Source organism: Levilactobacillus paucivorans (assembly GCF_001437125.1).
GTDB lineage: Bacteria > Bacillota > Bacilli > Lactobacillales > Lactobacillaceae > Levilactobacillus > Levilactobacillus paucivorans.
Map to the genome: position 1 here is coordinate 37,546 of NZ_JQCA01000025.1, position 20,968 is coordinate 58,513.

Consider the following 20,968-nt stretch of genomic DNA (forward strand, 5'->3'; position numbering starts at 1 on the left):
TTTGAATCGCATAGGAGGCGTTAGAGAGTTGTCATCAAAACGTTATACGCCCAAAACCGTTGCTCTAGCCTTCCTAGGAATATTTCTAGTATGTATTGGGGTTGCCTTTAACAATAATACCCAGTTGGGTAATGACCCTGTGGGCATTATTTACGACGGGTTGCGGACAACCTTCCATCTTGAGCAAGCGCAATTAGGAACTGTTTCTAATTACTTGAATGTGGTGTTAATCGTGGCCTTGTTCTTTATCGGGCGGCACTACGCAAGCTGGGGCACCTTGATGTATCTGGTCCCTTACGGTTTGTTCGTGTCAATCGGGTCGTACCTGTACCCCTTGATTTTCACCTCCACGACGTTGCTTGGCCGGTCCATTGGTGGGGTTGCAGGGATTTCCCTGTACTACCTAGGAATCAGTCTCTTCGTTGCCGCCGATATTGGGGTCGACCCCTTTAGCGGCTTCATGCTAACTCTCCGGGACTTTACCGGGTGGAGCATGCGACGCAGCAAGATTACCTTCGACGTGGGTCTCATTATCATTGGTATTTTATTAGGTGGTAAGTTCGGGATTATTACCATCTTGACCGCACTGACGACGGGTCCAACGATTCAAGCGTTGAGCTCAATCTTCAGAAAACGATTAATCCTAGAAAGAAGCTAGATAGAATGAGTTTGGATGTTAAATTATTACAACGCGTCAAAGTTATCGATACTGATAACCTGGCACAAACGGTTCTTGAAGTTTTACAAACCGAAAACTACCACCGGCCATTGTTCATCATGGACGGCTTCCTTGCCAAGGTTCAATTGGTTCAGGATACGCAAAAATTGTTAAAGGACAACGGCATTGATGTCGCCGTCTTTGATAAAGTGGTTTCCGATCCACCTGCACAAACCATTCGCGACGGGGTTACGGCCTTCGAAGCTGCCAAAGCTGATAGTATTATCGCCATTGGTGGTGGGAGCTCAATCGACGTTGCCCGTGGGGTCAACATCGTGCGGACCAATGGTGGCGACATCATGGATTACACGGATCCTAAGAAGGAAATCAAGGTCTGCAAGGGTTTAATCGCCGTGCCAACGACTTCTGGGACTGGAAGTGAAATGTCCAATGCCCTCGTCGTAACCGACGTGAAGACGGAAAAGAAGCTGGCTATTCTTTCTGACAATGCTGTCAGTGAATACGCCATCTTGAACCCTGACCTGTTGTTATCGTTACCGACTAAGATGACGATTGCCACTGGTTTGGACGCCTTCTCACATGCTGCTGAAGGGTACACGTCACGGCTCTCAAGTCCCATCACCGACGCTGTCTGTGAAAAGGTCATGTTCCTGTTAGCCAACTACCTGCCAACTGCTGTTAAGGACGGACAAAACCGCAAGGCACGTCAAGAAGTTATGGTTGCCGCTGCCTTAGCTGGTTGGATGTTGAACAATGCCGGAACCAACGCGGGCCACTCAATGGCACACATCTTGGGCTCTAAGTACCACATTGTCCATGGTGAAGCCGTTGCCTACGCCTTACCAAGTGTCTTGACCGCTGTTAGTGATCTGATGCCTGAAAAGGTTGCCGAAATTGGCCAAATCCTCGGCTTGAACTACGCCGAAGACGAATCCATGGCTGACCGCGCTGCTGCCGCAGTTAAGCAGTACCAACACTTCCGTGACGATGTTTTGGGCTTACACCCATTCAGCGATTACGGCATCTCTTCCGAACAAGTTGTCTCCAACGCCAAGGCCGTTGCCACCGAACAATTCGCAAGCAACATGCCTGGAGAAATGAACGAACAGGTCGCTGCTAAGCTGTTAGCTGGCTTCGGTAAGCGCCTCGACTAAAAGGAAAAAGGGTGAACATAATGAATTTTGTTTTCTTGTTAACTGGTCTAGCATTAGTCTTCGGGATTGGTTGGCTGGTTAGTTCCGACCGTAAGCACATCAAATACAAACGAATGGGAATTCTGTTTGCTTTGCAAATTGTTATCTCGTTCCTTTGTTTACATACTTCCGGTGGGATTAAGACTTTAGCCGGTATCTCCGGCTTCTTCAGCTGGTTGATGGGCCAAGCTGCCGGTGGTGTTGACTTCGTCTTTGGTGGGTTAGCCATCAAGCCGGGTGCCTCCGTCTTCTTCCTCAACGTGCTGATGCCAATTGTCTTCATTTCCGCACTGGTTGGGATCCTGAACTACATCAAGGTCTTACCATTTATCATCAAGTGGACTGGTTGGATTTTGAACAAGATTGCCGGCATGGGTGAACTTGAAAGTTACTTCGCCGTATCGACGGCCATCTTGGGTCAACCAGAAGTCTTCTTAACGGTTAAGGACCAAATCCCAAAGCTGAACGAACAACGTCTTTACACCATTTGTGCCTCAGCAATGAGTGCCGTTTCAGCCGCAATGCTGGCTTCATACATGAAGATGGTTCCCGGCAAGTTCGTCGTTGTTGCCGTCTTCTTGAACATCTTGTCCGCATTGATTGTTTCTTGCATTATCAACCCTTACGAAACTGAAGCCAACGATGAATTGGTTCAGATTTCCGAAAAGAAGCAAGAACCATTCTTCCAAGTTTTAGGAACTTACATCACCGATGGGTTCAACTTAGCTATCACGGTTGGTGCCATGTTAATCGGGTTCGTTGCCCTGGTTACGTTCTTAAACAGTAGCTTTACTGCTATTATCCACATTTCATTTACTGACTTAATTGGTTACGTCTTCTCACCAGTTGCCTTCTTAATGGGTGTTCCTTTACACGAATCCATGAAGGTTGGGAGTTTGATGGCAACCAAGTTGATTACCAACGAATTCGTTGCCATGGGTAACTTACATGCCATCGCCGGTGGGTTGAGTGCTAAGGCTAACGCCATCATCTCTGCTTACCTGGTATCCTTCGCCAACTTTGGGACGATCGGGATCGTTACGGGTTCTATCAAGTCCATCAGTGCCGAACAAGGTGGTTACGTTGCCAAGTTCTCCATGAAGTTGTTGTTAGGGGCCACCTTGGCTTCTGTCCTTACTGGGACGATCGTTGGTCTGTACTTCTAATTAGGAGGTTTGAATGGTGAAAACGAAACTCAAAAAATTATTGCCGTTGATGCTGGGGTCTTGGTTCCTATTTGTTGCCACGAACCTGGGTGTGACAGTGCTGACGAGTAACGCGACCGCCATTCGCCCCATGATTAATACCGTGGCGTTTGCCCTCGTACTCTACGTCTGGAGCGCGCTCAACGTGCTTCGTAATCGGCGCCACGCGGTAGGATTAATGGAATTTGTCATTATCGTTTATGCATTTGGATTCGTCAGTTCGTTGGTGACAGCCGTTTCCAACTTGGGCCAGGCGACTGGCCTGTTGAGCCTCATCATTGTCGGCAGTCTTGTCGGCATCGGGGTCAACCTGCTATGGTTCAGGACCTGTAGTCAACTTAGCAAAGTAACGGTTAAATCAACCCACTAATTACTTTAGATAAGGAGCTATTTGACATGACAACAAAGATTATTATGGACTGTGACCCCGGTCACGATGACGCCCTCAACATGATGTTGGCGTTAGCAAATCCTGAGATTGACCTATTAGCTGTAACCTCTTCTGCTGGGAACCAAACCCCAGAGAAGACGTTGAATAACGCAATGCGTCTCTTGACATTGATGCACCACCAAGAGATTCCAGTGGCCGGTGGGAACCGGACACCACTCATGAAGCCGTTGGAAACGGCTGGTAACGTGCATGGTAAATCTGGTTTGGACGGGGCTGACCTTGCCGAACCAGACTTCAAGGTGCAAGACATGACGGCTATCGAGCTGATTGCCAAGACCTTACGCGAAAGCGATGACAAGGTAACCTTAGTCGTTACCGGCCCTATGACCAACATTGCGCTGTTCTTACGGGTTTACCCAGAACTGAAGAGCAAGATCGAACGGATCGTCTTCATGGGTGGTGCCATGGGCTTAGGTAACTGGACCCCATCCGTAGAATTCAACATCTACGTGGACCCAGAAGCCGCTAAGATTGTCTTAAATGCTGGGATTCCGCTAACGATGGCGCCACTGAACGTGACCCACAAGGCTCAAATCCTGAAGCCAGAAATCGAATCGTTGGACGAAATCGACAACCCTGTTGCCCACGCCTTCCGCGGTTTGCTGAGCTTCTTCGAAGTCTACCACGAAAATCCAAAGTGGGGCTTCAAGGGTGCGCCACTGCATGACCCATGTACCATTGCCTGGATGCTCCACCCAGAAATGTTCAAGAGTGAATTGATGAACGTTGACGTGGAAACTGAAGGTGAATTGGTCCGTGGTGAAACGGTTTGTGACTACTACGAACTCACTGGAAAGCCTAAGAACACCGAAGTTCTGTTAGATATTGACCGTCCGGCCTTTATCCAATTGATCAAGGATTCTTTGAAGACTTTCAACAAGTAATCGAATTGAAAAAGCGCCATTCCTTAATTGGAATGGCGCTTTTTTTGCGTTCTGTTAAGCCTTCAATTTCGAGTCAATGCTGTGAGTCTACTGCCGGTGTTAGGAATGGTAACGGGTGAGGAAAATGCCCGCCTTCCGGGGGCCTGCTCAGGGGCTGGAACGCTGTGGACACGGATTTGAGCCATAGAGCGGTCTCAAATGCCGGTCTTCCACTAACCCGAGCAGACCACTCGGTTAAGTGGAATTTCACGGCTGAGCCCCTGAGCAGACCCCCTCCAGGCTGGGAGACTGGTCGTTGGTTCAACCAATAGAGATTCTTACTCTTGCTGCTAGTGTTCATTTTTCCTTTGTTGTGAGGGGACACCATTTGTTGCGGGTGATGTCAGGTTATCAGGTATAATGGGGCTAGTAATAACCCGGGAAATTGATTGGGAAAACGAATGATTTTGAGAAATTTCAAAAAGATCAGGCAGACCCCTTGCTTGTGACGCGACGTCGTCAGGTATAACAAGGGTATAGGAGGTGAAACCATGTCAGACTATTCAACAGGAGAATTAGCCAAGTTCGGGCACGTGTCGGTACGAACACTTCAGTACTACGATCAGAAGGGCCTTTTACCCCCAACGGCCGTGACGACCGGGGGTCGGCGACGATACGCAGAAGCCGACCTGCAGCGGCTCAAATTAATTCGGTTACTCAAGGGGATGGACCTCACGTTAGCGGCGATTCAGGAAATTCTGGATAGTGACCAAGCCAACCGAGTCTTAGCCGATGCCTTGACCCAGCAGGAACACCAACTACTGGCGGAACAGGCGGAGAATGCGGAGAAATTACGGACGCTTCGTCTGGTTCAGCGGAGCTTACCCGACTTTACTGATGTTCCAATTCAATCAATTGCTGACATGGAACACATGATGGCAAACAAGCAGGAATTAAGACATGTGCATTTGCGGATGTTGGGATTTGGGGTTCCCCTCGGAATTATTGAGTGGGGGACTTTTATCTACGCGCTCTTCGCGGGTAACTGGTGGTTCTTCGCCGGCGGTATGGTGGTTGTGCTTGCCGGAGCAAGCTGGATTAGCTGGGATTATTTCCGTTCAGTGAGTTATGCTTGTCCTAACTGTGGGACGGTTTTCAATCCCGCCTTCAAGGAGGCTTTCTTTGCTCGGCATAACATTCGCGCTAGAAAGTTGACCTGTCCACACTGTGGCCAGAAGAACTTCTGTGTCGAAATGTATCGCGAAAAAACTAATGCTAATTAAACCAATAGCCTCACTGACCATCAGGATCAGTGGGGCTATTTTAGTAAAATGAGGGTTCAGGTTGACTGGACAAATGTCACAGTATTAGCCATGGGGTAAGACTAAAATAAGATAAAGTTACTAAATATGAGTGAAGTGGTGTCAGTGTATGTGGAAGAGTCGCTTGAAATTACATAAAATTCTAATCCAGGCTATTGCCGTGTTAGGTGTGGGACTGGGCTTATTGGGCGTTGGCACGGTCACGGCAAACGCGTCGAGCAAGGGCTATTATGGTTGTCTTCAATCGCGAAAAATCACTTATCATATTGATTCCAAGTCCAAACATTGGAAGGACAATTGGAACGGTGCCGTCAAAGCTTGGAACAAGCTCCATGTCATTAAGCTACGGAGTATCAAAAAGGCTTCCAAGGCTGACATTCGATTAACAACGGTGAAGAATCTTAAGGGAAACTATGAAATGATGGGCTATACTAATGGTCCCGGTGGCTACTTTGGTATCTTTTCAAGTAAGGTGAAATTGAACCGTAAAGCGATGGTCAATTACACGGAACAAGACAAAGAGCGAACAGCTTTGATGGGTGTTGGCTATGCTGTTGGTTTGAACTATTCAGATGATAAAACAAGTGCTCTCTCAGGGTTTGCTGACAAGCCTTCAGCCAAAGACAAGGCTAATCTGAAGAAGGCCTATAAGCATGTTAAGTAATTCGAAATATTAACAAATAAGAGCCGCCAAGACTGGTCAAGAATCCAGTTCTGGCGGCTCTTTAGTATCTCTAAATGTTTAAGCAAAGTAAGGTTCTAAGATGGTGAGCTTCCGCCGATCAAGATCCACTTGGGCCAATGCTTCATAAGGCAAGGCAGTTCGCGGATAAGCGTGACCGAAGTTCAAATTGGCCATAATCGGTGTATGAAACTGTCGCGTTGCGGTCAATAGTTCATGGCAGTAGGCATCGTAATAGACCTCGTTTTGGGGCTTGCCCATGAGAATTGCGGCGATGTTTCCCAATATGCCGGTTTTCGTGAGGTTAGCCAACATAGTGGCGTAGGCCTCGGGGGTTGGTTGTTCCTCGCTGGTTTCGAGGAAGAGAATTTTGCCGCGACATTCTTCTGGTGTGGGTAAGAGATGATAACGGGTGGCCACCGCGGGTTCATCCGGGTAGCGGGTGTCCGTGAGAAGGCTATTTAGGCTGTCGATACAGCCACCTAACAGGCGACCGGTGACGCGGCCCTGACCACGGAGCACCTGATAACCGCGACGCTCGGGATGACTGACACGGGGTGTGCCCACAGCAGCTTTGGAGAAGTCGGTGCGTTCCTCGTACCAGAAGGGACTGCTGGTGATCACAGTTGTCTGAGGGCTTTCGAAGTAGCGTGTTAACGTCCGTCGGGTATAGGGCAACAGGTTGGGCCCCAGTTCCGCTAAGTCGTTGAGCAGGTTGGGGCCATAGTAGGTCGTGAGTCCCAGCCGCCGTAACATCAGGTGGTTGACAGTTGTGTCCGAGAAGCCGGTGAAGAGCTTCGGATGTTGGCGTACGGCGGCCACAAACTCGGGATCTTCGAATAAGTAAGGTGCTAACCGATAGGTATCGATGCCCCCGATGGCGCAGATGATGCCCTTGATTTTTGGGGTGGTGAAGGCTGTCTTGAGGTCTGCGGCGCGGGCTTCCGGATGAGCGTCCAAGTAAGTCTGGCCCTTGAGGGCGTTGGGCATCGTGACGGGCTTTAAACCCAGCTCACGAAGTCGGCGTTGACCCAGCGCCAGTTCGTGGGCAGCAAAGGGTTCTCCCAGAACACCGCTGGAAAGGCTGACAATGGCGACCGAATCGCCGGTATGTAAGGGTTGTGGTTTGATCATAGGCATTCCTCCAAATAATTAAATTGTTATTAGTCTACACTTCTTGGGCGGAAAGGCAACCCAGAGAGTTCTAGCACAATGGGTGACTAAAAAACGTCCCCTCAATTCAGAGAGAACGCGTGTTGTTATCAATTTTTCTAGTAGCTCAATGCCCGGTAAGCATCGTGCTTCCGGTGCGTGTGCAGGCTCTTTTGAGACATACTGGTCCGCTTATTTGTCCAGGGATCATTGTAGTAAGCCCGGGTCTTGCTGTAACCACTTAACGTGATAGCGTGGTTAACGAAGCCATCGACGTTGGCAACCCAGATGACCACGGGATGCCCCTTGTCGATCTGCTTTTTCATCATATGAAAGGAAGCGCCAGTCATGTTTTTGGCAGATCCCGTGTGGCGTTTAACCACTTTCATCAGGCCCTTAGGGTAGATCCACCAACCGGATTTAGAATAGGGATTACCGACGAAGCCCTTGTTCGGATTCGAACTGCGCGGAACTTCCTTGGCGATTGACATCTTGGTGACCCTGGCCCCGGCATAATTGAGCATCATGGCGGTTGCGGTGAATTCACAGCCAGTTGGGAGTTGTGGCCGTTGAGCGATCAAGGGCACATTCAGGTAACGGTATGTTTTAACAGTTCCGTTCCGGTGAATCCAGCCGATCTTTTTCTTATAGGTGAATCTGAGCCAGATACCGTTGGCCATGGTTTCTTCGCGGGTGATGTGCACCGTCTTGTTGGCGAAGGTGGTTGCCATGGTGTATGGTTTCATATTTTTAGCAGAAGACTTGGCACCACCAGTCCGATAAACGGAGTGGTTGTAAGGCTTGTTGGGGCCAATCTTAGTGTAGTAGTTTACTTTTTTAATCTTGGAAATCGGCCGATAGACCACTGGTTTTGGTTTAGGTTTCGGCTTGGGTTTCGGTGTTGGCTTCTGGCTTTCGCTGGAAGTCGATGAGGAGCTACTGTCGGTCGTAGATGAAGAACTGTTCGTGACCGTTGATGATGAATCGGCATCACTAGTTGCACTGGCGTGAGCCGTTGCGGGTTGAGCGGTGCTGATTAAAAGGCCGAAACTAAGTGCTAGGAGGGCCATTGGAAGTTGTTTCATGTGTAATACCACCCTTATGTATGATTAATTCGTGACGTCATTTCTAAGTAGGCTAACGACTGGTTAGACTCAAAATTAATTATACGCCCGTTGGGTGGGGTGGCGAAAGGGGTTTCGGGAGTTTTAAAAAGGCTATGACGTGGGTCACAGCCTTTTGTCGTTGGTGTTTATGGTGTCGAAACGTGTGAAGAAAGGCAGCCGGTTCCGCTTAACCCCGATAAAACACGAATCCAGGCCCGGGATTCCTGCTTTATCGACGTTAATGCTCGCTGGCTAACCGCCTTTTTTCACACTCTTTTCAGCTAATTTCCGCCCCCAGCACTGTCTTGAAGTGTTCCAAGGCCCAAGCGTGCCCGGTGGGATTGAAGCTGGCCACGGCGTTCTCGTGGATGACTAAGTGGTAGCCCAGGTTGTAGGCCGCAATGGCTGTATGGAGGACACAGATGTCGGTACAGACACCTGCTAGATGTAGGGTATCCACGTGGCGTTCTCGTAAGCGCAGGTCGAGATCGGTTCCTGCAAAGGCACTGTAGCGGGTCTTGTCGAATTGCCAAACGGTTTCCGCGTCTTGGTGGGCATCGAACCAGTCTTTGGTTTGACCGAAGAGCTCGCGACCCCAGGTGCCACGCACGTTGTGGGGTGGGAAGAGCTTGGTTTCTGGATGGTAGGGGTCATTTGGCGTATGGACGTCAGTAGGAAAGAGCACCCAGTCACCGGCCTTGAAGTGGTTCTCGGCCAATTCTACTATCGGCTGATCCAAGATCTGGCCCGGTTTACCACAGGTTAGAGCACCTTTATCGGCAACAAAATCGTTCGTGTAATCGATGATTAGTAAGGCTTGCGTTCCGGCCATAACATCGTCTCCTTTGGCGTTTCGTTTTAGTATGCAAGGTCGAGAAATGGAAGTCAACGACTTGTCTCATAACTTCTTTAATAGAAAAGTGATTATTATTAATGCCGAAAAGATGAGAATTGTTTAGCGACAATGGTTGCTGTCGGACAGTCGCTTATAATTTAGTCTCGAATATTTGTTGACAATGCGATGTGAAATTCATATACTGTAGATGAATTGATATTATATCACGTATAATATTGTGAGGAGGAAAGCTAATGGCCATTCAAGTACCGACCGAGCTACTCGACGGCAGTGTGTTGGGCTTGTTAACCCAGCAGGATCATTACGGGTACACGCTAACGCAGGAAGTCCGCCAGCTCTTGCCAATTTCAGAATCCACGTTGTACCCCGTGTTGCGCCGGCTGAAGAAAAATGGCTGGCTAGATACCTATGACGAACCTTATCAGGGTCGCAATCGCCGCTACTATCGTTTAACGACGAGTGGCCGCGACCGTTTGGCGGAGATTCAGGCAGATTGGCAAGACTTCAATCAAGCCATTTCACAGTTATTGGAGGGGAAGACAGATGACTGATTACATACGAGCAGTCGAAAAATTATTAGGGCAGTTGACCACGGCGGAACAACAGGAAGTTGTGGAATACTACCGAGAATACCTATTGGATGCTGGAATTGACACGTACCAAGGGGCCGTGGATGAATTGGGATCCCCACGGCCTTTGGCCCGTAAGGTATTGGCCGACTATTCGATTCGAATGAATGAAAAAGACAAGGCCGATGCCGATACATCACAGTCGCGGTCCATGGTTCAGGCGACCAAGAGTAATGTGCGGACGGTGTGGTTAATTATTCTGGCCATGTTGTCGGCACCGGTGACGATTCCGATTTTGCTGCTGATCATGGCCCTATTTATTGCTTTTGCAGCGGCGTTATTTGGCCTGATCGTGGCGGTCTTGGCGGTCTTTCTCAGTATCGTGGCTCTGGGAGTCGTTGGCCTAGTCGTCGGGATCATCATGCTGTTTCAGGCGCCGTGGACGGGGATCTTTTACCTCGGCGTCGGCCTATTTTTCCTGGGGGCCAGTCTGTTAGGCTGGTTGATTCTTAAATGGGTTAGCAGTTGGGTTATTGGGGGACTATCGTGGCTCGCTAAGAAAATTTATCAGCGATTTATTCCACGGAGCCGCGCAGAACGGGGGCATAAGCTATGAAAAAGAGTTTAAAAATCAGTCTGATCTTAATGGTCTTGGGGGCCATTTTGCTCGGTATTGGCTGGAAGAATCATGGGGACAAATCTGTTGTCTGGGATCATTCAAGTCGCGGATTGAAGACGCTGGAACACGCTAAGACGTCGACCAATCCGGGAAACTATCAGCGAATAACGATCGACAGTCCGGCTTCAGTAACGGTTAAGTCCGGAAACACCAGTCGAGTGACGGTGAGCTACGTGAATCATGCGCAGTCCACACCAAAAGTGAAAGTGGCTAAGGGAACGTTGGCCATTACGGATGGCGGATCATCGGATGTTTCCAGCATTACGGTCTTTGGGAAAGATCACACTTTCGATAAGGGGGGCGTCCTGGTGACGGTCCCACGGGGAAAGCAACTGAAGGACATTACGGTCAAACAGGGGAGTGGATCGATTTCACTCCGCGGACTGACTGCCGATAACGTTAAGGTGGCCAATGCCGACGATGTCAGCATGATGGACTTGCGCGTCAAGAATGGTGTCAGTGTCGATTCCAGTAATGGGGATGTCTGGGCCTCGCAGCTGCGAGCTAAGCGGTTGTCGGTCGTCACGATTGATGGGGATACGGGGATCTCTAGCAGTCATCTGACGGGGAAAGACAATCGTCTGGATTCCGGTAGTGGGGACATTCGCTTGAGCGAGACGACCCTCGGCGGTGGTCGGATTTCTACGGATGACGGGGATGTTCATTTACAAGACAACCATCTGAAGGGTCAGTTGAAGACTGAGACCGGGGATGGCGACATTCGGGCGACAGTTCCAACTTCTGCGGGATTAAAAGTTACCAACGCCGATGATGATATGGGAGATATTACCATCTGGGGCCGATCGCGACATAGCGGGTTCCGCCTCGCACCTAAGGCCGCGGCACAGTACGTGCTACACGCTGAAGATGGTGACATTACCGTGGGTAAGCAAGGGTCAGCGTCAGCCGATTAACTGAATTGATAGGCACTGGTAACGGGTTCTCGAGTTTATGAGGTCCGTTAACCGGTGCCTTTTTCGTTGGTTATGTGTGTACCGGTAGTGGTGTAAATTTATATGGTGGGGTTCACCATTAGCGGTATAATGGATATTTGAAGGGGCTGCTCGGACCACCGCTAGCGGCCCTCGTAGAATTCAATTGATTAGGGGAGAGTCAAGATGAAAGTCAGTCGGGTCATGTGGAAAGCTTTAGCAATGGTTTTGGTTACCGCGGCATTTGCGGTGATTGGGATGACGCCGCGTTCGGTTCAAGGCGCGGTACGCACCAAGTATGCCTTGGGAAACTATGAGGCGAAGAAGATTAAACTTATTAAGAATAAAAACTACTTTGTTTCTCGACCCAGGGTCTACGCGACTTCGGCGACCTATCGAAGTGAGGGCACATTTCAAACTAAGCCCGACGTCTATCACACCGTTCGGGGCAAACGCGCAACGTTAAAGACCAGCCTGTATTTACCGGTCACCGTGCACCATTCTGGTGACTGGGCCGACCCCCAGAGCGTGGTCATCACACCGAATGGCAAGACCGCTTACATCGCCTATCTGAAGTCGAGTGGGGGCACTCGCGGCTGGATCGTCAAGTATGATCTGAACAAGATCCACCGGCTCCTCGGCGGCCAAACGTCAAATATGGACCTGTTGCGGCGGGCATCAAATGCTTATTCCAAAGGGCGTGCAACCAGTCAACAGCGGAAGCTACTCGCCGGCGTTCACGAGGGACCTACCTTTGACATTGGTCATTGCCAGTCACTCGCTTATAATCCGAAGAACAAGCAACTCTGGTTCACTAAGACGACGGGTAAGGCGGGCCAATATGGGGATGCCGTTAAGGTCTCACTGAAGACGTTGAAACCAACGAATACGGTGGCCTACCGGTTGGTCAACAAGCATGGGGTGCGGATCGCGGTTAACAGTAATCTGACCTTCGATAGCCAAGGCCGGGCCTACTTTAGCAGCTATAGTGGTAAGCATGCCGTCCGGATTTATCAGGGAACGATGTCGACCAAGGGCGTGCACTTTAACCTATTGATGCAGAGTCTAGCTAACCGTCCGGGGCAAACGCACCAGGCGATTGCTTACAATCCGCACAACGATCGCCTCTACCTGGTTAGTGATGATTCGCTGTCCTCAGTGCCGGTCAAGAAACTTCTGAAGCGCCGGGTCAAACCCAAGGATGTTCAGGCGTCTGTCTTCGCCAGCCATCGGGAATTCGAAGGCCTGTCATTTGCCAAGAATGGTCAAGGTTACTTGGCCATGAACCGTGGGGCCGAGCTTTTGAAATTATCATTTTAAAGAACGGAGAGTGTGACAGAAGGTGGTTAGCTGGCGAGCATTAAGGCTGGTAACCGGATAATCCTGGTCTTGGATTATTTGGTTACCAGTTTTACGCGGAACCGGCTGCCTTCTGGCACACGTTTCGGCTATATAAATTTGGAGATACACAAGGGTCTGGGATTTCTCCCAGGCCTTATTTTTGTGTTTTCGAGAGGTTGAATCCGCTTGGACACAATCTTTTTCGCTGGTTTCAAATGTAAAACGTGGTAAAATGTAAGGATTGCGTTACCCGGGTTTTAATAAATTACTTAATAGAGGAGATTTTTATCGTGTCTGAATCAGCTTACTGGCAGAACATTGCGGACCATGCAAAGGCCGAGAACCGGCCCTTCTTTAGCTTGGCGCCCATGGAAGCCGTTACCAACGCTATCTTCCGCCGGGTCGTGGCGCGTGCCGCCGCACCCGACGTCTTCTTCACGGAATTTACCAATGCGATCAGTGTGACGCACCCCAAGGCCAAGTTTACGGTTCAGGGACGGCTCTACGTGGCGCCAGAAGAGGCACACATGCCCGTGGCCCAATTGTGGGGGCACGAACCGGAGGCCTTCTCGCGAGCCGCTGAGGCCGTTAAAGGCATGGGTTATGAAGCCATTGATCTCAACATGGGTTGTCCGGATTCAACGGTCATCAAGAATCATGGTGGGAGTGACCTGATTCGTAATTTTGATACCGCCGCGGCTGTGATTGCCGCCGCCAAGACAGCCGGCTTACCAGTCAGCGTCAAGACCCGGCTGGGCTACAGTCGCTTGGACGAATGGCGGGACTGGTTGACCTTTCTGCTCCAGCAGGATATTCCGTTACTTACGATTCACCTGCGGACGAAGAAGGAAATGAGTCGGGTGCCCGCCCATTTCGAATTGATCGATGATATTCTGAAGCTTCGCGATGAGGTGGCACCAGATACCTTGATCCAGCTCAATGGGGATATTGAAAACTACCAACAAGGGGTTCAACTGGCCCAGGAGCACCCTGGCGTCGATGGGATCATGATTGGCCGGGGAATCTTCACAAGTCCCTTTGCCTTTGAAAAAGAACCAAAGGAACATGATATCAAGGAATTATTAGGCCTGTTGAACTATCAGCTGGACTTATATGATGACTTTGAGAAGCGTTTTGACACGTCACGTTTCCCCTCGCTCAAACGGTTCTTCAAGATCTACGTTCGTAACCAACGCAATGCCGCTAGTTTACGAAACGCCATGATGGAGGCCCACACGACGGATGAAGTGCGGAAGTTGTTGGCGGAATCAGAATTTACCAAGTAGCAAGAGTGTGAAAAAAGGCGCTTAGCCGGCGAGCATTAAGTCTGATAACCGGATAATCCTGGGTTTGGATTATTTGGTTATCAGGGTTAAGCGAAGCCAGCTGCCTTTTTCACACGTTTCAACAATAGAAGCAGTAAGGAAGAGGATCTACAGCCAGAGATGGCCGTAGATCCTCTTTTGAATTGTCGTCAATCAACGAGCAAAAATGGTTATTATTCAACGATAAGCGCTAGTTAAATAGCAAATTGATGTAAGCGAGTTCAATTATAAATCGCTGAGAGTTGCGTCTTTTTGCTAGGGGATCCCACCGAAAAAGGCTATAATGTTTTGAAGTCTGATAATAACCTTCGCCGGTACCTGACGGTAAGGCTATTGCGTTTAACTCGTGTCTTGAGTTGGTGAGCCGCACTTGTGAGATGTTGCGACTAGCAGCACCTCATGGGGTGGACGCCGACCAATTTGTGATGAATCGTCTGACAATCGGTTTGTCGCACCCAGCGAAAGTAACGCGCTGGACTAATTCTAACTAGAAATTTTATTGAGGTGATTATCCATGTATTTACGTAAAGCAAAACCCGAAGAACTGGACTTAATCTGCGACATCATCGAGGACGGCAAAAAGCAATTAGCCGATGCTGGTATTGACCAATGGCAGAATGAATATCCTAACCGCGACGTGATTGCCAGTGACATCGACAACGGGCGGGCCGTCATCTACAACAGTGACGACCACGAAACGTTGGGTGTAGCGGCTGTGATTGAAGCGCCAGACAATTCCTACGATACGTTGGAAGGCGAATGGCTGTCCGATACGACTAAATACGTGACGGTTCATCGGGTTGCCATCTTCTCACATCACCAGGGGAAGGGCTACGCTTCGCAATTGTTCCGCGATCTCTTCGACTACATTGCCGAAAATCATCCAGACGCTGACAGCATCCGGATCGATACGCACAAGGATAATGCGAAGATGCAACACTTAATCGAAAAGTTTGGTTTCCAGCGTGTTGGCCGGATCGTGGGCGTTTACCACCCAACCGACGAATGCTACGTTTACGAGAAGCAAGTTTAATTTTCCAGGAGGTCCCTCTAACACCGGTCTTAACCGATTGTGGGGGCCTTTTTTTATGCATCGCGTTTGAATAACCGCCGGTGGTGCGGCATAATGATGAATAGATCTATTTTAGCCTATTGCCAATTTCATCAGAACCAGGTAGCATACCTTCATGGGTTTTTATTTGGTTTTGCGAAGTTATTAGTGAAAATTGGCTAACTTCGAAAAAAACCGCAATAGTCTGAACGCAATATCTGTTGAAGTAAGATAAGTTAAACAGGTACTGATCGACTATTCTTAGCCATAGGGTGAAGTCCCGTCCACCGAAGGCGGAATTTTTAGCGTTTGAAGAAGCTAATGTTTATAGAACGAAACAAAAGAATGAGTAGAAAGAAGGAATTAGATTGCAACGGAAACTGAGTGCTCGCCAAATGCAGATGATTGCGTTAGGCGGAACGATCGGCGTGGGATTATTCATGGGGTCTGGTTCCACCATCAAGTGGACGGGGCCGTCAGTCTTAATCGCCTACGTCATCTCAGGAGTCTTCCTGTATTTAATCATGCGGGCCCTGGGAGAAATGCTATACGTCCATCCCACAACAGGTTCCTTTGCGACCTTCGCTTCGGAATACATGCACCCGGTCTTTGGTTTCTTGACCGCGTGGAGTAATATTTTCCAATTTATTGTCGTGGGGATGAGTGAAATGATCGCCCTGGGCGGTTATTTCCGTTTCTGGTGGCCGAACCTGCCGGACTGGATTCCCGGTCTGGTCGCGATTACCTTCCTGTGTATCGCCAACCTGATCTCTGTGAGAATGTTCGGGGAATTGGAATTTTGGTTTGCCCTGATCAAGGTCGTGACAATTATCCTGATGATTATTGCCGGCCTGGGTGTGATCCTCTTTGGTTTCGGCAATGGTGGTCACGCAGTGGGTATCAGTAATCTCTGGACTCACGGGGGCTTCTTTACCGGTGGTGCCAAGGGCTTTATCTACGCGTTAGCCATCGTACTCGCGTCGTATCAAGGTATCGAGTTAATCGGGGTCACGGCTGGTGAGGCTGAGAACCCGCAACACACGTTGGTCAATGCGATCCGTTCAACCGTGGCGCGGATTTTGATTTTCTACGTAGGGGCCATCTTCGTGATTGTCAGCATCTATCCTTGGGATGAGCTGAATCAATTGGGGTCACCATTCGTTGAAACCTTTGCTAAAATTGGGATTACCGCCGCAGCGTCGATCATTAACTTCGTCGTGATTACGGCGGCTCTGTCCGGGTCTAACTCTGGAATCTACAGTGCCAGCCGAATGGCCTTCACGTTAGCCGAGAAGGGGCAATTGCCACGTAAGGCTACACTGTTGAACCGCCATGGGGTGCCATTCTATTCCGTCGTTGCCATCTCCGTGGGGATCGGGATTGGGATCGTGTTAAACGTGGTTCTGCCAATGTACTTCAAGGATGCCAGTCAAATTTTCGTCATGGTTTACAGTTCGAGTGTGTTACCGGGTATGGTCCCGTGGTTCGTGATCCTGATCAGTGAAATCGAATTCCGGAAGCAAAACCAGCAGCACATGGCCGAACATCCCTTCAAGATGCCCTTCGCACCGTGGTCCAACTACATCACGCTGGCCTTCTTGACGGTCACGCTGGTCTTCATGTTCTTGAATCCGGAGACGCGGGTGTCCATCCGGGTAGGGGTCGTCTTCCTGGCGATTATGACGTTCATTTACTTTAGAAAATACCAACCACGGGAAGCCACCAAGCGTTAAGAAAGGAAGTCCGTCATGAGTCGTCCAGGTAAATTTGGGAAATCGAGTCGCACGAAACAACTCAAACAGCTGCGTCGGCGTAAACAGCAACAGGCCGGCAACGTGCTGGCCTGGGACCAGGTCGAGGACTTTCTGTTAGGGCGGTACCACTTGGTCCAAGGGGTCAAGCTCCCGGCGATCGTGGACGCAACTGTGCAGCGGTTTTTCAGCGAATGGCTGGAAACGGCGTTAGCGGCGGGTCCTGAGCAGATTCAGTGGGATGTGGCCACAGTGACGACGGCCACATTGAAGCGAATCGGCAATCAGGTTCCCTGGCAGTTCTATGCCGTGCTCAGCGGGCAACTTAACCATTGGGAGAAATTTCTGTGGCGAGAAGTCCCCGTTGTGCCGCTGGCGACGCGCCGGCAATTAACCGGATGGCTAGCACCGGCGGACTTCACCAGAGTCCTGGCTCAGCAACTAGCGGTGAACTTATTAACCGTCAGTGCAGTGCCCGTTACGGCGAGTCAGCGTGATCAGCTGGTTACCAGTCTGGTCGCGGCCGATCGCCTGCAATGGCCCGCTGTGGGGGCCCTCTTCACGCCGTTAGGGTTTCGGGTCAGTGCTTCGGCCGATCAGGAAACCAGTCAGTGGTTAAATGATCTCCAAGCGCTAACCGTGTCCGACTTCCATTGATAATCGAATAGATACGAAAGACCAGCAAATAGCTGGTCTTTTTATTTGGAACCCGTTATCATCTTCTAGTGAATCAAGCGAAGGCAGTTGATAGAATTACTACAAAAGCCGGTGCATTAGATGGCCGGCAGGAGTCACTTTGCCGTTACAAATGGATGGTTGCCGATTACCGGCCCATCGTTTGACACCAAAACTGGTAATCATGAGTTCTAAAAATGAGCAATCTAAGGAGTGAGTACCATGACTCGTAGATTAATGAAAACTGCATTACTGGGAGGTGCGGCATTATTGGCTTTAGGCTTCGGGGTCGTTCCCGTTGCGGCGGCTACAACCGATACCAGTAGTAGTGACAGTACTAGTTCCAGCTCTAGTGTTGGGCCAACCAGTGAAAGCACTACCACGACAGCAGAATTTGACACCGATCCCAACGCTACGATTACGTTGAGTTCGGCGCCTAACATTAGCTTCGGCAAGAACATTACCCCTAACGGTCCAACCAACGGCAACTACACGGCAGTTACGGTTGACAACCCAATTGGCGTTAGCAACCCTGGGTTAGGCAGTGGCTGGAGTGTTCAAGTCAAGAACAGCGCCTTTACCGATACGACTGGGGATACCCTCAGTGGGGCGGTATTGGATTTGGCAGCACCAACCGTTGCGGCGGCCAACACGGGCAACCCTTCTGCTAAGCCAGACGCCATGGCATTGAGCCTGAATGGGACCGATGCCAACGAGATTCTCCTGAGTGCACCTCTTAAGGGCGGCTTAGGGATCTGGGATGGCAGTTACAGTCCATCCAGTGTGACCTTAGCAGTACCAGCTGGGCAAATGGGCGGGACCTACACCTCGACCATGACTTGGCAGTTGAGTGACACACCTGAATAGGAACGGTTAGTTAGGTTTACGCGGTAGTGAAGCCTCACTGGGCGTCGCTACCGCGCTGTTAGCTGATGGATTGGGGGAGTCGGCGATGAGACGAGGATTGAAGGTCATGATCATGATGAGTCTGGCGCTATTACTTGGGGTGGCACAAGTTGCGCCGGTGTTAGCGGACCAGACGCCAACGAATAACGTCGGTTACACGGTTCGGGCGATACTGCCGTCAAATCAGGTGAATCGCCAGATCTCATATTTCGATTTAAGGGTTAAGCCACGGGAGTCACAGAAGCTAGCCATCGTGATCGAGAACACGAGTAACCGGTCGCAACGCTTTCAGGTGAGTGCGAATCAGGCAGTTACCAATCAAAATGGGGTCATTGACTACAGCCAGTTGTCTCCTAAATTAGATTCATCCCTAAAGGTCGGGATCGCCAACATCTTTGCCGGCGATCTGACCCAGAAGGTGACGGTTCCGGCGAATAGCCAGAAGCGGGTGACCCTGCGTTACACGATGCCGGCACAGAAGCTACGGGGCATCATTCTTGGCGGTGTGTACGTCCAGCAGCTGAATCCGGTTCAGCCTAAGGCTTCGGGAAAGATCATGATCAACAATGCTTACACTTATGCCATCGGTTTGAGCCTCCAAGAGGGCGCAACCGTTAAGCCCGATTTGAAGTTAAAACAGGTGGGTGCCTCGCAAATCAATGCCCGGAATTTCGTGACAGCGAATTTGCAAAACGACCAACCAGGCATCTTACAGGGCTTAACGGTCAACGCCCGCGTTACCCAAGCAGGACAGACGCAAACCTTGATTCAACAGAAGCAAGCCAAGATGGGGATGGCACCCAACAGTAACTTTAACTTTGGGATTCCATGGGGCAATCAGGAATTGAAACCGGGACAGTACACGCTGTACCTGACGGCTAACGCCAAGGGTCAGCAGTGGCAATTCGTGCGCAACTTTACCATCAGCGCTCCGCTTATCAAGCGACTCAATCGTCACACGATTACCCCGGCCCCACAGCCAAATTACTGGCTGTACCTCGCCTTGGCAATGCTCATTGCCAGTCTCTTAGCCATCATTGGCTACCTCATGTATCGTAACCGGCACCCACGTCACGCAAAATAAGGAGAGATGAGTTTGCTCAAACAGTGGTTGAGCGCCGGCTTGATTCTACTAGCGGTCAGTCTCGGAACTAGACTTAATGCCCATGCCGACAGTGACTATAACCAGGCGTTGAAGACAGCGCCTCAGGGAATTCTTCTGAACAAGACCATGCCTATCCTCAAGGTAGGTTCCGCTAGCAAGAGCTCTGCTACTGTAGTTGAGACAACGAATCCGGCCGCGCCAAATACGCAGGCGGCAGTTATCACCAATGGCCCCGGAAAGTTCGGGGCCATTTGGTCGACAAATGGTAATTACTTTGATTTGACAAAAGACGATACCGTTTCATTTTGGGCCTATCTGGGTAACCGGGGAGCCGAAGCGGGTGAAGGCATGGCCTTCGTCTTACACAACGATCCCAAGGACGGCGGGGCCGCGCCAAACTTTGGCCGCGGTGGCATCGCTGGCGAAACGCTGGGAGTCTGGGGTGTCGATACGGAAGCGCGCCGGAAGAATCCGCAGGACCTGGCCAAGACGGCGATTCAGAATAGTTGGGCGTTGGAATTTGATACCAACTATAACGGTCAGACGGGTCAACGTGCGGCCGGTAAGGCCAACTCGTTTGATGCGAGTTTCCCGAAAGAACATCTGGCCTCGAATTATCCGGGTGATCCAGATACTTACTACCAGTACATTGATACCGGTGGTTGGGGCTGGATTTTCACTCAGAAGAATTATTACTATGCGATGGGGCACAAGGGTCTGATCGCTAATGAATCCAAGCCAGGTTTTCTTTCAAATGGCCAATGGCATCACGTGACGCTCCGGTGGAATGCGGCCGACCAGACGATGGCCTATGTCTTTGACGATGAGGATCCCCAGACGGGTGACCAGCTCCCGGGGATGAGTCGTAAAGTTCGCGTGGACGTTCGTAAGATCGACCCGAATCATACTGGTTTTGCCCGCTGGGGTATCACGGGAACCACCGGGAAACGTTGGGAAAACAACCTGGTAGTCTTTGAAAATGCTCCGGGGTTAGTCGATGCGCAAGCGAAGGCTAAACTGACGAATCTGACGCGTAACCGGGTCGTCCCTGAGGGTGGTGAAGTGGTTTCTGGGTAGCGTCAAGAATCTTGTGTAAATGAAATGCCTTCGTACATATAATATGTA

At 50.2% G+C, this 20,968-nt stretch carries 21 protein-coding genes; 18 read left to right on the plus strand and 3 right to left on the minus strand.

From position 1 onward, the window contains the following. Positions 1-28: 28 nt before the first annotated feature. The 7 genes from IV54_RS02060 (at position 29) to IV54_RS02090 (ending at position 6,377) form a co-directional block, all read left to right on the plus strand. Complete coding sequence (locus IV54_RS02060) at positions 29-658, plus strand: YczE/YyaS/YitT family protein (RefSeq protein WP_057877740.1); 630 nt, start codon at positions 29-31, stop codon at positions 656-658. A gap of 5 nt (positions 659-663) precedes the next feature. Further along, positions 664-1,833 (plus strand): iron-containing alcohol dehydrogenase, encoded by a 1,170-nt coding sequence (locus tag IV54_RS02065; RefSeq protein WP_338034224.1) that lies wholly within the window; start codon positions 664-666, stop codon positions 1,831-1,833. A gap of 20 nt (positions 1,834-1,853) precedes the next feature. Further along, positions 1,854-3,038, plus strand: coding sequence for a NupC/NupG family nucleoside CNT transporter (locus IV54_RS02070; RefSeq protein ID WP_057877741.1), 1,185 nt, complete (start codon positions 1,854-1,856; stop codon positions 3,036-3,038). Positions 3,039-3,054: 16 nt separating this feature from the next. Further along, positions 3,055-3,447, plus strand: a complete 393-nt coding sequence (locus IV54_RS02075) for a hypothetical protein (RefSeq protein ID WP_157054330.1) — start codon at positions 3,055-3,057, stop codon at positions 3,445-3,447. Between the two features lie 26 nt (positions 3,448-3,473). Continuing rightward, complete coding sequence (rihA, locus tag IV54_RS02080; RefSeq protein WP_057877743.1) at positions 3,474-4,412, plus strand: pyrimidine-specific ribonucleoside hydrolase RihA; 939 nt, start codon at positions 3,474-3,476, stop codon at positions 4,410-4,412. 530 nt (positions 4,413-4,942) lie between these two features. Beyond that, the gene (locus IV54_RS02085) at positions 4,943-5,674 is read left to right on the plus strand and encodes a MerR family transcriptional regulator (protein ID WP_083488477.1); all 732 of its coding nucleotides are present in this window, start codon (positions 4,943-4,945) and stop codon (positions 5,672-5,674) included. A 163-nt stretch (positions 5,675-5,837) separates the two neighbouring features. Beyond that, on the plus strand, positions 5,838-6,377 hold the full coding sequence (locus IV54_RS02090) for a hypothetical protein (RefSeq protein WP_157054331.1): 540 nt from the start codon (positions 5,838-5,840) through the stop codon (positions 6,375-6,377). A gap of 78 nt (positions 6,378-6,455) precedes the next feature. Here the strand turns inward: IV54_RS02090 and IV54_RS02095 are convergent, their stop codons facing one another. The 3 genes from IV54_RS02095 to IV54_RS02105 all read right to left on the minus strand — a co-directional run bounded on the left by IV54_RS02095 (position 6,456) and on the right by IV54_RS02105 (position 9,485). Then, positions 6,456-7,529 (minus strand): S66 family peptidase, encoded by a 1,074-nt coding sequence (locus IV54_RS02095; protein ID WP_057877745.1) that lies wholly within the window; start codon positions 7,527-7,529, stop codon positions 6,456-6,458. 137 nt (positions 7,530-7,666) lie between these two features. Further along, on the minus strand, positions 7,667-8,632 hold the full coding sequence (locus IV54_RS02100) for a C39 family peptidase (RefSeq protein WP_057877746.1): 966 nt from the start codon (positions 8,630-8,632) through the stop codon (positions 7,667-7,669). A 298-nt stretch (positions 8,633-8,930) separates the two neighbouring features. Continuing rightward, a complete protein-coding gene (locus IV54_RS02105; protein WP_057877747.1) occupies positions 8,931-9,485 on the minus strand; it encodes a cysteine hydrolase family protein in 555 nt (184 codons plus the stop codon). Between the two features lie 257 nt (positions 9,486-9,742). On the opposite strand from IV54_RS02105, the gene IV54_RS02110 reads away from it, so the two are divergent. The 11 genes from IV54_RS02110 to IV54_RS02160 all read left to right on the plus strand — a co-directional run bounded on the left by IV54_RS02110 (position 9,743) and on the right by IV54_RS02160 (position 20,920). Then, positions 9,743-10,060 carry a PadR family transcriptional regulator gene (locus IV54_RS02110; protein ID WP_057877748.1) on the plus strand — a complete coding sequence of 106 codons (318 nt, stop codon included), beginning with the start codon at positions 9,743-9,745 and terminating at the stop codon, positions 10,058-10,060. Next, on the plus strand, positions 10,053-10,694 hold the full coding sequence (locus IV54_RS02115; RefSeq protein WP_057877749.1) for a DUF1700 domain-containing protein: 642 nt from the start codon (positions 10,053-10,055) through the stop codon (positions 10,692-10,694). The genes IV54_RS02110 and IV54_RS02115 overlap by 8 nt, the downstream gene beginning before the upstream one ends. Then, positions 10,691-11,671 carry a DUF4097 family beta strand repeat-containing protein gene (locus IV54_RS02120; protein WP_057877750.1) on the plus strand — a complete coding sequence of 327 codons (981 nt, stop codon included), beginning with the start codon at positions 10,691-10,693 and terminating at the stop codon, positions 11,669-11,671. The genes IV54_RS02115 and IV54_RS02120 overlap by 4 nt, the downstream gene beginning before the upstream one ends. Positions 11,672-11,875: 204 nt before the next feature. Beyond that, complete coding sequence (locus tag IV54_RS02125; RefSeq protein ID WP_057877751.1) at positions 11,876-13,009, plus strand: hypothetical protein; 1,134 nt, start codon at positions 11,876-11,878, stop codon at positions 13,007-13,009. A 311-nt stretch (positions 13,010-13,320) separates the two neighbouring features. After that, positions 13,321-14,316 (plus strand): tRNA dihydrouridine synthase, encoded by a 996-nt coding sequence (locus IV54_RS02130; protein ID WP_057877752.1) that lies wholly within the window; start codon positions 13,321-13,323, stop codon positions 14,314-14,316. Between the two features lie 553 nt (positions 14,317-14,869). After that, positions 14,870-15,388: a GNAT family N-acetyltransferase gene (locus IV54_RS02135; protein WP_057877753.1), complete on the plus strand. Its 519-nt coding sequence runs from the start codon at positions 14,870-14,872 to the stop codon at positions 15,386-15,388. A 386-nt stretch (positions 15,389-15,774) separates the two neighbouring features. Further along, a complete protein-coding gene (locus IV54_RS02140; RefSeq protein ID WP_057877754.1) occupies positions 15,775-17,139 on the plus strand; it encodes an amino acid permease in 1,365 nt (454 codons plus the stop codon). Positions 17,140-17,154: 15 nt separating this feature from the next. After that, positions 17,155-17,814: a hypothetical protein gene (locus IV54_RS02145; RefSeq protein ID WP_057877755.1), complete on the plus strand. Its 660-nt coding sequence runs from the start codon at positions 17,155-17,157 to the stop codon at positions 17,812-17,814. Positions 17,815-18,054: 240 nt separating this feature from the next. Next, positions 18,055-18,699: a WxL domain-containing protein gene (locus IV54_RS02150; protein ID WP_057877756.1), complete on the plus strand. Its 645-nt coding sequence runs from the start codon at positions 18,055-18,057 to the stop codon at positions 18,697-18,699. Positions 18,700-18,784: 85 nt separating this feature from the next. Next, complete coding sequence (locus tag IV54_RS02155; RefSeq protein WP_057877757.1) at positions 18,785-19,822, plus strand: WxLIP family cell surface protein; 1,038 nt, start codon at positions 18,785-18,787, stop codon at positions 19,820-19,822. 12 nt (positions 19,823-19,834) lie between these two features. Next, a complete protein-coding gene (locus IV54_RS02160) occupies positions 19,835-20,920 on the plus strand; it encodes an L-type lectin family protein (RefSeq protein ID WP_057877758.1) in 1,086 nt (361 codons plus the stop codon). Positions 20,921-20,968 lie beyond the last annotated feature (48 nt).

Bases quoted from the DNA above. Each gene is read 5' to 3' on its own strand.
- IV54_RS02065 (WP_338034224.1), top strand. From the start codon at position 664: ATGAGTTTGGATGTTAAATTATTACAACGCGTCAAAGTTATCGATACT.
- IV54_RS02070 (WP_057877741.1), top strand. From the start codon at position 1,854: ATGAATTTTGTTTTCTTGTTAACTGGTCTAGCATTAGTCTTCGGGATT.
- rihA (WP_057877743.1), top strand. From the start codon at position 3,474: ATGACAACAAAGATTATTATGGACTGTGACCCCGGTCACGATGACGCC.
- IV54_RS02085 (WP_083488477.1), top strand. From the start codon at position 4,943: ATGTCAGACTATTCAACAGGAGAATTAGCCAAGTTCGGGCACGTGTCG.
- IV54_RS02095 (WP_057877745.1), bottom strand. From the start codon at position 7,529: ATGATCAAACCACAACCCTTACATACCGGCGATTCGGTCGCCATTGTC.
- IV54_RS02100 (WP_057877746.1), bottom strand. From the start codon at position 8,632: ATGAAACAACTTCCAATGGCCCTCCTAGCACTTAGTTTCGGCCTTTTA.
- IV54_RS02105 (WP_057877747.1), bottom strand. From the start codon at position 9,485: ATGGCCGGAACGCAAGCCTTACTAATCATCGATTACACGAACGATTTT.
- IV54_RS02110 (WP_057877748.1), top strand. From the start codon at position 9,743: ATGGCCATTCAAGTACCGACCGAGCTACTCGACGGCAGTGTGTTGGGC.
- IV54_RS02115 (WP_057877749.1), top strand. From the start codon at position 10,053: ATGACTGATTACATACGAGCAGTCGAAAAATTATTAGGGCAGTTGACC.
- IV54_RS02120 (WP_057877750.1), top strand. From the start codon at position 10,691: ATGAAAAAGAGTTTAAAAATCAGTCTGATCTTAATGGTCTTGGGGGCC.
- IV54_RS02125 (WP_057877751.1), top strand. From the start codon at position 11,876: ATGAAAGTCAGTCGGGTCATGTGGAAAGCTTTAGCAATGGTTTTGGTT.
- IV54_RS02135 (WP_057877753.1), top strand. From the start codon at position 14,870: ATGTATTTACGTAAAGCAAAACCCGAAGAACTGGACTTAATCTGCGAC.
- IV54_RS02145 (WP_057877755.1), top strand. From the start codon at position 17,155: ATGAGTCGTCCAGGTAAATTTGGGAAATCGAGTCGCACGAAACAACTC.
- IV54_RS02150 (WP_057877756.1), top strand. From the start codon at position 18,055: ATGACTCGTAGATTAATGAAAACTGCATTACTGGGAGGTGCGGCATTA.
- IV54_RS02155 (WP_057877757.1), top strand. From the start codon at position 18,785: ATGAGACGAGGATTGAAGGTCATGATCATGATGAGTCTGGCGCTATTA.